11 protein-coding genes and 2 tRNA genes are annotated in these 12,456 nt (G+C 46.2%); 2 read left to right on the top strand and 11 right to left on the bottom strand.

Going from position 1 to position 12,456, the window contains the following annotated elements:
* Positions 1 to 27 precede the first annotated feature (27 nt).
* Positions 28 to 1,458 carry an MFS transporter gene (locus ACN0T0_RS02625; RefSeq protein WP_417222933.1) on the bottom strand — a complete coding sequence of 477 codons (1,431 nt, stop codon included), beginning with the start codon at positions 1,456 to 1,458 and terminating at the stop codon, positions 28 to 30.
* 632 nt (positions 1,459 to 2,090) lie between these two features.
* Here ACN0T0_RS02625 and ACN0T0_RS02620 point away from each other — a divergent pair.
* Positions 2,091 to 3,194: a phosphoribosylaminoimidazolesuccinocarboxamide synthase gene (locus ACN0T0_RS02620; RefSeq protein ID WP_417222931.1), complete on the top strand. Its 1,104-nt coding sequence runs from the start codon at positions 2,091 to 2,093 to the stop codon at positions 3,192 to 3,194.
* An 87-nt stretch (positions 3,195 to 3,281) separates the two neighbouring features.
* Here the strand turns inward: ACN0T0_RS02620 and ACN0T0_RS02615 are convergent, their stop codons facing one another.
* A complete protein-coding gene (locus ACN0T0_RS02615; protein WP_417222928.1) occupies positions 3,282 to 3,473 on the bottom strand; it encodes a CPXCG motif-containing cysteine-rich protein in 192 nt (63 codons plus the stop codon).
* Positions 3,474 to 3,686: 213 nt separating this feature from the next.
* Between ACN0T0_RS02615 and ACN0T0_RS02610 the strand changes: the two genes are divergently transcribed.
* Positions 3,687 to 4,298, top strand: coding sequence for a LysE family translocator (locus tag ACN0T0_RS02610; RefSeq protein WP_417222926.1), 612 nt, complete (start codon positions 3,687 to 3,689; stop codon positions 4,296 to 4,298).
* Between the two features lie 276 nt (positions 4,299 to 4,574).
* On the opposite strand, the gene ACN0T0_RS02605 is transcribed toward ACN0T0_RS02610, so the two are convergent.
* The 9 genes from ACN0T0_RS02605 to ACN0T0_RS02565 all read right to left on the bottom strand — a co-directional run bounded on the left by ACN0T0_RS02605 (position 4,575) and on the right by ACN0T0_RS02565 (position 12,149).
* Entirely contained in the window at positions 4,575 to 5,813 is a 1,239-nt protein-coding gene (locus tag ACN0T0_RS02605) for a DUF711 family protein (protein ID WP_417222924.1), read from the bottom strand.
* 112 nt (positions 5,814 to 5,925) lie between these two features.
* A complete protein-coding gene (locus ACN0T0_RS02600; protein WP_417222921.1) occupies positions 5,926 to 6,333 on the bottom strand; it encodes a GFA family protein in 408 nt (135 codons plus the stop codon).
* Positions 6,334 to 6,391: 58 nt separating this feature from the next.
* Positions 6,392 to 6,796, bottom strand: coding sequence for a GFA family protein (locus ACN0T0_RS02595; protein ID WP_417222919.1), 405 nt, complete (start codon positions 6,794 to 6,796; stop codon positions 6,392 to 6,394).
* A gap of 479 nt (positions 6,797 to 7,275) precedes the next feature.
* Positions 7,276 to 8,001 (bottom strand): YebC/PmpR family DNA-binding transcriptional regulator, encoded by a 726-nt coding sequence (locus ACN0T0_RS02590; protein WP_417222916.1) that lies wholly within the window; start codon positions 7,999 to 8,001, stop codon positions 7,276 to 7,278.
* 165 nt (positions 8,002 to 8,166) lie between these two features.
* Positions 8,167 to 9,462, bottom strand: coding sequence for an ATP-dependent protease ATP-binding subunit ClpX (gene clpX, locus ACN0T0_RS02585; RefSeq protein WP_417222914.1), 1,296 nt, complete (start codon positions 9,460 to 9,462; stop codon positions 8,167 to 8,169).
* 174 nt (positions 9,463 to 9,636) lie between these two features.
* Complete coding sequence (gene clpP / locus ACN0T0_RS02580) at positions 9,637 to 10,257, bottom strand: ATP-dependent Clp endopeptidase proteolytic subunit ClpP (RefSeq protein ID WP_417222912.1); 621 nt, start codon at positions 10,255 to 10,257, stop codon at positions 9,637 to 9,639.
* Positions 10,258 to 10,372: 115 nt separating this feature from the next.
* Positions 10,373 to 11,707 (bottom strand): trigger factor, encoded by a 1,335-nt coding sequence (gene tig / locus ACN0T0_RS02575; RefSeq protein WP_417222909.1) that lies wholly within the window; start codon positions 11,705 to 11,707, stop codon positions 10,373 to 10,375.
* Between the two features lie 244 nt (positions 11,708 to 11,951).
* Positions 11,952 to 12,027: transfer RNA gene (locus ACN0T0_RS02570), tRNA-His, on the bottom strand.
* Between the two features lie 46 nt (positions 12,028 to 12,073).
* Positions 12,074 to 12,149, bottom strand: a tRNA-Arg gene (locus ACN0T0_RS02565).
* Positions 12,150 to 12,456 lie beyond the last annotated feature (307 nt).

The raw sequence follows: 12,456 nt of genomic DNA, 5'->3' as shown, positions 1-12,456 counted from the left end.
GATCCCCGATAGCCCTAACTACAGCCCTTAACGGGTCACCTTACCCCGACTATATGAGAACCATGCCGCGACGAAGCTATACGCACAGGCGCTGGCAAAGCCTAGTTTCACCACTAACAACAGATCGGGATAACGTTCCGGGCGAATCTGTTCGCTGTGTAACAACTGGCTCATCAGCAACATAATCACCGCCATGCTAAACATATTGCCGCTCGTGCGTGAGAGATTGAGCAGAGCCGAGGCAATACTCAAGCGGTCTTTAGGCACGGAGCCAAGTGCCGCATTGTTGTTTGGCGTAGAGAATAAGCCAAAGCCAACCCCGAGTAGCGACAGCGCGATAATCACAAGATTCAGTGGGCTATCGGATTCCAAGAACACCAACACGGCAAATCCCGAGCTGAAAAATAGACAGCCAATGGTGGCGATCAAGCGCGGTTCATAGCGATCAGAGAGACGACCAGCAATCGGCGCAAGAATCGCCATAATAAAAGCCTGCAACAAAATCATCTGCCCTGCCTCACTCGGCGACAAGCCCTGTAAATATTGCAGATAGAGGCTCAGCAGGAACAGCACCGGATAATGGGCCGCATACATCAAGAAGCTGGCCATCAATGAGCGACTCATGACCCGGTTAGACGCCAGCAAACTAAAGCGCACTAAAGGATAGGCACAGCGGTTCTGGTAACGGACAAACACAAATACCAGCGCGATGCCTGCCAACAGCATCAAGATATTATAAAGATTAGGTAAGCCTGAAAGACCAAACAGCAGCAGCGTCGCGATAGCCACAAAGATCAACGAACCGATCCAATCGAGGGGCTGAGCCGGTTGACCTGACTGACCATCATTACGGATATAGATAACCGCCAACACAATGGCAATCAACGCTAACAGCACTGGCCCCCAAAACACGCTTTGCCAACCCAAGTGCTCAGTTAACCAACCACCGATCAGAGGCCCACAGGTCAGCCCAAGGTAGACCGAGGTCGCGGTAAAGCCCAATGCCGAACCACGATTACTATCGCTAAACACCGTGGCGATAATCGCCATTGCGGTGGCAAACACCAGACTACTGAACAGTCCCTGTAACACCCGCACTAACAGCAATACTTCAACCGATTGCACCACAAACACCAGCAAAGAAGCCAGCGAGAACCCTATAACCCCTAATAGGAAGATCGGCTTACGACCAACAGTATCCGCCACCCGGCCCGCCGGCAGTAATAGCACGATACTGCCCCAGAGGGTCGCGGTTGGAATCCAACTCAGCCATACCGCATCCGCCTGCAGCGCATCGGCAATGGCGGGCAAGGCCATGTTCACGCCGGACATTGACATCGGTACAATGAATAACGTGATACAGATACTCACCAGCACAAACCAGCGTGCCCGTGGGTTCACTTGATAGAATGTCGCTTCCGTGGAGGCAAGAGCGGCAGATGTAGAAGAGTCAGTCACGGCGATACCTTTTCAATTAAGGCGAACGAGTATAGCAGGAGAAACTTCATACATTCACTACTTTAGTCGCGTGCCACTTACCCGGATAATCACATTCGCTCATGCATCAATAACGACAAAGGTTAGGGTTATTTGACCTCGACGCAGTTAATTTCGGCATCAAAGGGCCAGTCTTATCGTCCCATACTGGTTTTCGCCTAGCATCATGATCCATCCCCGCCAATAACCCGTACACCTCAGCTTGCTGATGCCTATTATGCTCAAGGAGTTTAAGCAACCGCGGCATCCGGTTACCGTGATGAAAGCACCGTGTTTAACTATCCAATGACAACCGCCTATGAGTTTTAGGCGATCAAAGGAGTATACCCATGCGTACTAAGCTAATAACCAGAAACGCTGCTTCACTGCAGCACCCTAATAAAGCCACCGACCCGCGACGATAGGCAAATCCAGAGGTCAAAATGTAGCGGGTTATTACAAATCTGTGTAATATCCCTGTTCCAGAATCTGGCAGAAAAAATAAGCGTTCAGCGCTGTTATGATGCCAGCTCTGCACTGCCACCCTTTCAGGTCAATGCTGTGGTTCTGGAACGTTATTATTAATCTATTTTTGAGATACAGGACAAAGTGCAATGAGTCTTGCTGATAAGGTTTTGGCAGTAAACAATGATCTGCCGATTCGTACCGACCTACCGGTACACAGTGGAAAAGTACGTTCCGTTTACTGGTTGACCGAAGCCGATAGTCGCCGTCTGATTCAAGAGAAAGGCTATGATGTGGCCGCCGATGCGCCGTTGGCCATTATGGTTATCAGCGATCGTATCTCAGCGTTCGAATGCATCTGGCATGGTGAAGGCGGTATGAATGGCGTGCCCGGTAAAGGCGCGGCACTGAATGCCATCTCTAATCACTGGTTTAAACTGTTCCGTGATAACGGACTAGCCGATAGCCACATTCTGGATATCCCTCACCCGTTTGTGTGGATCGTCCAGAAAGCTAAACCGGTTATGATTGAAGCGATCTGCCGCCAGTATATTACCGGCTCCATGTGGCGTTCATACGCAAAAGGCGAACGTGAATTCTGTGGCATTCAGATTGCCGATGACCTGCAAAAAGATCAAAAACTGCCCGAGTTGCTGATCACCCCATCAACCAAAGGTATTCTCAGTGGTATTCCCGGCGTGCCTGAAGTGGATGATGTCAACATCACCCGTGAAGATATCAGCAATAACTACCAAGCCTTCCACTTCCGCTCTAAGGACGATATCGCGGTTTACGAAAAACTGCTGAAAGAAGGTTTTGATGTTATTAGCAGCGAACTTGAAAAAATCGACCAAGTATTTGTCGATACTAAATTTGAGTTTGGCTATGTGACCGATGCTGCTGGCAATGAAAAGCTGATCTATATGGATGAAGTCGGTACACCTGACTCATCACGGATATGGGACGGCCCGTCTTACCGCGAAGGCAAGGTCGTTGAAAACTCAAAAGAGGTGTTCCGTCAGGAGCTGCTTAACTTCTTCCCTGATCCCGATATCCTGATCAATAAAGATCGCATGGAAGAGCGCTATGCGTTGGCAAAGGATAACGCCCTGCCCGCCGCGCTGTTGCAAAAAGTCTCTGATACCTATGTGGGAATTGCCGAAAAAATTATCGGTAAAAAACTGCCCTTATCAGAGAATCCAAAAGCGGAAATCATCGATATTCTGCGCAACGATTACGGCCTGATCGACTAAACAGTCGGGCTACCCCCTCAACGAAGCAAAGGTGCTATCAAGCCGCCCTTGCCGCGAACAACGCCGCATGACCTCATGCGGCGTTTTTTATACCTCATTTTCGGTTTTAAGCAACACCTCAGGCTCACTGCCATCGAGCTTCAGCTCAACGGTGATCGGTTTACAGCAAACCTGACAGTCTTCGATATATTGTTGATCACCGGCACTACAATCCACGAGTAACACGATTGGCTCGCCGCAATAGGGGCAAGATTGGGAAATCGTTTCGATACTTTGCATAATTGAAACCTCTCGATTGAAGTGTACAACGTCGCTCGACACTTGCTTGCGTGGCACTTAAAACAGCCACACGGACTACCACAGCGCGGCTTGCCCTCTGGTTCCTGCCGTATCGCTGTAATATAATTCACTTATCAGCTTAGGTGCATTTTACCAATCGTGCCGAATTCATAAGCAACTGCCATTTTCACACATCCTTGCTAGAGACACCCCATGACCTTAACTGCTTGGTTCTCATTACTTGCTATCTGCTGCCTTGGGGCGATGTCGCCCGGCCCTAGCCTCGCCGTCGTCCTTAAACAAACCGTCAGTAACAGTCGTAGCCACGGTTTAGCTGCTAGCTGGTTTCACGCTGCCGGTGTTGGCTTATGGGCCTTTGCCACCATCTCCGGGCTGGCCATTCTGGTAGCCGAATCACAACTGGCATTTCAGGTGATTACTTGGTTAGGTGCAGCCTATCTGGCATGGATCGGCGTTAAAGCGATTCGTGCCGGTAAAAACTCGGCCTTTGGTGTGAATGAAGGTCAAAAGGTATCCATACTGACAGCCGGTGTTGAAGGCGCAACCATTTCATTGCTCAACCCAAAATTAGCGATCTTCTTTATCGCCCTGTTCTCACAATTTGTCAGCCCCGACGCCAGCGCCACTGATCATCTAATTATGACCGCCACCGCCGCACTGGTCGACGGCCTCTGGTACACCTTGATGGTGCTCCTGCTCTCCCACGGCCCAGTCTTAAAAACCCTACAGAAACGCAGCCGACTGGTTAACCGCCTCACCGGTGGCGTTCTAATCGCACTGGCCGCTCGGGTTGTCACGCTGTAAGGTGCTGGTGAGCTTTGCGAACCGCACCGTTCACCGCATACAAAAAGCAACATTTGTCACGCCATAATCGCAAGGTGCTGGTGAGCCTGCGAACCGTACCTATATTGACACGGCAGTTGTAATGAAAGCTGTAATGAAAGTTCTGGGGAATAATGGATGCCCATGGTGCGGTTCATTCTTCACCGCGCCCTACTCATCGACAATCCATGCACCCAACCGCACCAAAAACGCGGCAATCCGTAAAGTGCCCGGTGAGGAACGAACCGCACCGCTCTCCTAAGGAACAGCAAGTACAGCACAGTTACATAAATCATCGCTTTCGAAAACAGTTAAATCACCGGCATTTAGTTTAGGGACTGGAAATAAACGAACAGTCAACGGCTTATCTAAACGAAAGGCCATTGTTCCTGTATCCCTCATAAGAGCACTTATTTTTTCTATTGATGTATCCCCAGGGATAGGAACAGTGTCCAGACCAATGCCACAAACTGCACTATAGGTTAATAGGGAACGAATATCATAATTTGATTTAAGTGTACCAGCCGCGAGCCCAGTATCTTCTGTTAATGCAAGCATGAGCCCTGAAAAACCAACTAAATCAACACCTTGTAATGACTTAAATACTTTTGTTAATAACGAAGACGCTTCAACTGTCCCAGATGCGCCAAAATACTCAACCCCCATTTTTTCATAAACAGTCGTCATACTCTCGCAGTCTTTTGATGGAGCGGCGGAACTATCAAACCCCGAAAATTTAAAATGGTTACCTAAATCTGCCAGATCAATAATGCTATTGATGGCAGAAACATGATATTGAAGTGCTTCACTCATTACAGTGTAGTAATGATTATATTGTTCATTATGATTAGTAAAATGAGTATTTTTATTGGTTTCAGATAAGACGTTAACAAGTAAATCCGGTGTTTCTAAGCCAATAACAAAACGATTCCCTAACTCTGTTTGGTGGTAGCTTGCAGGAAAATATGGGATAAGCGGATCGCAGTTAAAGTTAACAGTGAAATTAAAATTACCTTCCCCTCTTGGGGTTATTTCACTGATTGTCTTTACAGCTTCAGCAGATTTAGTGATTTTTTCATTATCAAGCATTCCATTTTTGTCAAGACCAACATTTACACAGACATTGCATAGATCACCAAACTCTTTGATTAATTCGGGGACAAGTGATATTTCATGGTTTGTTTGAGCCTCTCCAACAGCGAACCTTATACGTATATCAGAAGACTTTAAGTTATGAAGAATATTATTAAGGTAACTTAAATCATCTCTTGCACTTTCTATACTCTCTGTATTTAAATATTTACCAAAAGGGTTTGTTACGATTCTATTTGTTTGAACCTTATAACCATACTTTTGAAAGATAGATGTTAATTTACCACAGAAAAAAGCGGCGCTTTCAATTTGTTCTTTCCAACGATGACGATCACCACTCAGTGATATAAAAGTGGTTATCGTTCTTATTTTACAGAGATTTTTATCTTCAAAAATTATGGACATAACTAATACTCAATTCATATTTACCTAACACACACTAAGCATACAAAACAGAGGATTAAAATTTTTAGAAAAATCTAATCCTCTGCTTTTCCTGTTTAAGTGTTTGTTATATTTACGCTGGAAAACCTGGCACTTTAGTTACTTGCAACCCCTGTTGATGCCACTCAGTCTGCTCTGAGCAAAATATTTGAGCATCCAATGCTATTGATGGCTCTCCATTTAAACTACCTGCCGGCACAATTAATGATTTACCACTTTGCGATATAAACGGTAACCCAGAGCCACAATTTTCACAGAAAGCTTTAGAAAAAGTACGCTCTTGATGATCATAGCGTTTTACTTTTTCAGCACCCTTAACCCAATTGATATTCTCAGGTGATGTGAATAAATTAGAGGCATGTGCAGTACCCGTTAATTTTCTACATTGTTCACAGTGACAAAAGTAAAAATTACTAAAGTTATCTGCCAGCGCAAATTCTACGTCCCCACAGCAACAGCTACCTGAAATCATATTAGCCATAGTGGCCTCCAGTGAATAATTGATGGTAAACATAACGCCTTGCTATGCAACTTTAAGCCTATTTGCGCCCTTGTTTGAACTTGAGTAAATCATCTTGTAAATTACACCAATTGGCTTTGTCATCAGTAAAGATATGCGCATCGATTACAACAGGAGTATCGCTATCAAACGTTGAAATTGCCAATTCAATGTCTTTTAAAAAAGCCCCCTTCACACGAAAACCTAAACTAGAACCACACTCAGAACAAAAAGTACGAACAGTGCCATTTCGCGCGATGAACTCTTTTAGGTAACCTTTACCCGAAATCCATTTCAACCCTGATACGCCTACTAATGTCCCATATGCAGCACCATGAAACTTACGGCACATAGTGCAATGGCAATTCGCAGCTTGCTCGCTAAAACCATCAACAGCGAAAGTAACAGCACCACACAAACAACTACCTTTATATAGATCACTCATAGAAACTATCACTCGTTGCAAAACACCCGCGATAAACGATGGTTTTGTTATAGCTTTGGATATGCCCAAATCTTCATGCTGCCATTACTGCTTTGCCAGTAAGGATATATGGCAGCTCCAGTAAAACCGGCTTTTACACATAATCACAACCTAAACCGTTGCTTTACTGGCAAGCAAACTTTAAAAGCGGGCTGCTTGGCAGAGCTCCTAACTCTTCCTCAAGTCAGCATACTTCAAATTCACCCCCTCTTGAACCATTGTGAAGACGCACTGTAAATAGTCCGCCTTGAGAGGAAAGATGAAGGGTAACCTCAGGGGCAGCCGCTTTCATTAACCATGAACCTGCTAAATATCAAATGAAAGAGCCCAAAGCTAGAATCCGTAACCGAGATCAACGCTGCTGATAACGTCCGTCAATACAAAAAAAGGCCGATGTTTACACATCAGCCCTTTTTTATTCAACCAACCTGCGCGATGAGTTACTCGTCAGGCATCTCAACGTTATGGTAAACCTCCTGAACGTCTTCTACATCGTTCAGCATCTCTAAAAAGGTCTCGAACTGTTCAAGGTCTTCACCGGCCAGCTCAACATAGGTTTGAGGGATAAAGGTGATCTCTTCTACCTCGAACACAAGATCGGGATAGGCTTCATGCAAAGCGGTCTTGGTTTTAAAAAACTCGGTGTGCGGTGCGTAAACAGTGATGTTGCCATCTTCGCTTTCGACTTCCGTTACATCAACATCCGCTTCCATCAATGTTTCGAGAATTTCATCTTCATCGTCATGGGGAAAGACAAAGACGGCCTGATGGTCAAACATATGGGCAACCGTGCCCTGGCCACCCAGTTTAGCTTTACCCTTGTTGAACGCTACCCGAACATCACCGAAAGTACGGTTGTTGTTATCGGTCAGACAATCGGCGATAACCATGCAACCACCGGGACCAAAACCTTCATAACGGGTTGGCAGGAAGTCTTCGCCACCGCCGCCTGCAGCCTTGTCGATCGCTTTTTCAATAACGTGGGCCGGCACTTGATCTTTTTTTGCCTTCTCGATGAGGCGACGCAGCGATAGGTTGCCCTCGGGGTCGACGCCACCATTTTTGGCAACGACATAGATCTCTTTGCCATACTTGGCATATACCTTGGATTTAGCTCCCTGAGTCTTAGCCATGGAAGCCTTACGTACTTCAAACTTTCTTCCCATTGGAAAATCTCTTTCTTACATTAAGGCAGGGGCCATTTTAATTGCTCACCCGCCTAAGCTCTAGTGTGTGCATCCTATTTATTCGCCCAATGGCGCTTAACATAGAATTATTGGTGCAGCATACAAAAAACGCGCCGGGGGCGCGTTTTCATAATGGTGACAGCTTCAATCTTCTGAAGCCGCTTTTGGCGCATCTTGATTTTCGTAGATTAGGATAGGATCAGAGTCTCCTGTGATCACACCCTCATCAATGACAACCTTAGAGATGCCTTTCTGAGATGGCAGACTGTACATAATATCCAGCAGGTGCTCTTCGAGGATAGACCGCAACCCCCGGGCACCGGTTTTACGCTCCAACGCCTTCGTAGCAACAGCCTTGAGCGCATCTTCACGGAAATCCAGCTCAGCGCCTTCCATACCGAACAAAGCAGCATACTGCTTAGTCAGTGAGTTTTTAGGCTCGGTCAGGATCTGAATCAGGGCATCTTCATCCAGTTCTGTCAGCGTTGCAATCATCGGCAAACGGCCCACAAACTCAGGAATCAGACCATATTTAACCAGGTCTTCAGATTCTAAATCAGCCAACACATCGGTGATCTTCTTGGTTTCTTCTTTGCTGACAACCGCCGCATTGAAGCCAATCGAACTCTTTTCACTACGATGCTTGATGACTTGATCAAGCCCGGCAAAGGCACCGCCACAGATAAACAGAATATTCGAGGTATCAACCTGTAAAAATTCTTGCTGCGGATGCTTACGCCCACCCTGGGGTGGCACAGAAGCAACCGTACCTTCAATCAGCTTCAACAGCGCTTGCTGTACACCTTCACCGCTAACATCACGGGTGATTGATGGATTGTCTGATTTACGTGAGATCTTATCGATCTCATCGATGTAGACAATGCCCAGCTGCGCTTTCTCAACATCATAATCGCACTTCTGTAGCAACTTCTGGATGATGTTTTCAACATCCTCACCCACATAACCGGCTTCGGTCAGAGTGGTCGCATCTGCAATTGTGAAAGGCACATTTAACATGCGCGCCAATGTTTGAGCCAACAGGGTCTTACCACTACCGGTTGGGCCGATTAAGAGAATGTTACTCTTACCCAGCTCGACATCGGTGTCGCCTGCGGTTTGTTGAAAGCGCAGTCGCTTGTAATGGTTATATACGGCAACAGACAGTACTTTCTTAGCCCGTTCCTGACCAATAACGTAGGCATCCAGATTATCTTTGATCTCAGCCGGAGTCGGCAGGTGATCCCCTTCTTCTTGGGGCTCTTCCGCGTCTTGAATCTCTTCTTTGATGATGTCGTTACACAGATCGACACATTCATCACAGATAAAAACAGACGGACCTGCAATCAGTTTTTTAACTTCGTCCTGGCTTTTACCACAGAAAGAGCAATACAGCAGTTTGCTGTCATCGCCTCCCTCTTTACCGTTGATATCGTCGGACATTCAACTTCCTCTATTTGTCCCAACCATGCCTGGCCAGGCCCTTTAATTTCTTTATCGCGTTAGCCACATTATAGCGAACAATGTGCACCGCTTTACAGCAAACTTCAAGTGGGTGTCCGATCGAAACACTCGCATAAAATATCGAAGCGACACCGACACAGCGCGGTACGCGTATTAACGGCTAGTCATTACCTGATCGATCAGACCGTACTCAACCGCTTGTTCCGGAGACATGAAGTTATCACGATCAGTATCTTTACTGATGGTATCCATATCTTGACCGGTGTGATGCGACATAATGCTGTTCAATTTGTCACGAATACTCAGAATTTCTTGAGTATGAATCTCGATATCGGTTGCTTGGCCCTGATAACCACCCAACGGCTGATGAATCATCATCCGAGAATGTGGCAGACAGAAACGCTTACCTGCGGCACCACCGGTTAACAACAACGCACCCATGCTCGCCGCTTGACCGATACACATGGTGCTAACGTCAGGCTTGATGAACTGCATGGTGTCGTAGATAGACAGACCCGCTGTCACCGAACCGCCGGGGGAATTGATATACAGGTGAATATCTTTATCGGGATTTTCAGACTCAAGAAACAACAACTGAGCAACCACCAGATTAGCCATATGATCTTCTACCTGGCCAATCATGAAAATAACCCGTTCTTTCAATAATCGAGAGTAGATGTCGTAAGAACGCTCACCACGTGCTGTTTGTTCAACAACCATGGGTACCAGACCACTGCTAGTAATTACGGTAGGGCCATTATAAAAATCCGACATTGAATTCTCTCCTAAATCCTTAACAACGTGTTTGCCACACGTCCAGAAAAAAAAACGGCGGCCGACCTTAAGCCGACAACCGTTCTTTTATAAACGCAATTAAGGCGAAGGGCAATTACGCCTCTTCTGCTTCTTCAGCAACAGGTGCTGCTGCAGGCTTGATTGCGTCTTCGTAGCTTAGTTCGGTTTCGCTAACCTTAGCAGAATCGAGCAGCAGGTCCAAAACCTGATCTTCCAGAACGAGGTTCTGAATCTGGTTCAGCATCTCTTGATTGCTGTAGTACCAGTCGATCACTTCTTGTGGCTCTTGATAAGTCGCTGCCAGCTCTTCAACGGTAGTGCGAACACGATCGTCGTCCACTTTCAGTTCGTTAGCTTTAACAACCTCAGACACCAACAGGCCGACTTTAACACGCTTCTCAGCTTGCTCAGAGAACATCTCTTTAGGCAGCATGTTAGGGTCGATATTGGCATCAGCACCACCGAACTGCTGAATAGCTTGACGACGCATCGCATCGATCTCACCATCAATCAGTGCAGTTGGCACGTCAATCGCGTTAACTTCAACCAATTTACCGAAGACCGCTTCTTTCAGCTTAGACTTCAGCGCTTGGTTCAGTTCACGCTCCATGTTTTTGCGTACTTCAACTTTGAAGCTTTCAACGCTCTTCTCTTCGATACCGAATTTAGCGAAGAACTCTTCGTTCAATTCTGGCAATACTTGAGCAGATACTGTGTTCACCTTAACGTTGAACTTAGCGTCTTTACCTTTCAGGTTTTCAGCATGGTACTCTTCTGGGAAAGTAACGTTAACTTCTTTCTCATCACCGGCTTTAGCACCTTCAAGTGCAGTTTCAAAGCCAGGAATCATTGTATTAGAGCCTAATACCAGATCCATACCGGTTGCAGTACCACCGTCAAATGCTTCACCATCGATGAAACCTTCGAAATCGATGTTCAGCTGGTCGCCTTCGGCAGCCGCTTTGTCAGCTTCTTCAAAAGCAGCTTGCTGCTTCTGTAGAGTATCAACCATCTGATCAAGATCAGCATCTTTTACTTCAGCGGAATTCTTTTCGATTTCAACGCCGGAAAAGTCAGCCAGTGTGATTTCTGGGTACACTTCAAAAGTTGCAGTGTAAGAGAAATCTTCACCCTCTTTGTCGGTTTTGAATTCAACATTTGGGCCACCAGCAGGTGTCAGGCTTTCTTGCTGTATCGCTTCATAGAAGCTCTGCTGCACAACTTCACCGATGACTTCCTGGCGAATGCCTTGGCCGTAGCGCTTTTTAACCACTTTAACTGGCACTTTACCGGGACGGAAACCGTCCAGACGAACGGTACGAGCCGTCTCTTGAACACGCTTGGCTACATCGCTATCAACACGATCAGCAGGTACAACAACAGTCAGTTGACGCTCAAGACCAGTAGTGGTTTCTACGGATACTTGCATGGAATTCCTCACAAAATTATTTGTATCGTAACAAATCTGAAAATTGACCTGTCGCTCACCCTCTTACGTTAGTAGAGGCCTATCACTACAGGTGCCAGAATTTCTAAAGGCGGAAATTGTCCGGGAAGCGGTGCTATTAGTCAAGCAAAAGCGTTGAATATCAACGTATGCAGCATAAATGCACGGATCACTGACAAAAGGATTAAAAAAGAGATAAATAAAGGGAATAAGAAGAATTAAGAAATGGGGTGGACGATGGGGTTTGAACCCACGACCGCCGGAATCACAATCCGGAGCTCTACCAACTGAGCTACGCCCACCATAACAATACATTTAACTCTTTGACACTTTTTTGTCAGACCTTACTGGCGCGCCCGGCAGGGGTCGAACCTGCAACCGCTCGCTTAGAAGGCGAGTGCTCTATCCATTGAGCTACGGGCGCCTGACACTGCCCGATCTCGTTGAAGTTCAATTCACACTTAGGTGCTTCGTGCCCCTCTTCAAGATGGAGCGCATAATATATATCGCTTTATATTCCGTCAACACCCTTTTTAAAATTTAAGCAAAATAAACCACTTAGATGTCGATAACCGCACTAACCGATCACTTTTTATACATAACTAAGGATATCGGCTGAGTGAGTCGACGTAGTAACGTTCATGCTTGGCTAATCCCCTCACCTATTTATCAATCGATGCCTTGCCTTTAGTTACCGTCTTTCCTCTATCTAGCCTAAAAACCAAAACCAC

It is taken from the genome of Amphritea sp., assembly GCF_048266285.1.
GTDB lineage: Bacteria > Pseudomonadota > Gammaproteobacteria > Pseudomonadales > Balneatricaceae > Amphritea.
Note: the sequence above shows the minus strand (reverse complement) of the source record. Positions and strands in the feature narration are given on the sequence as shown.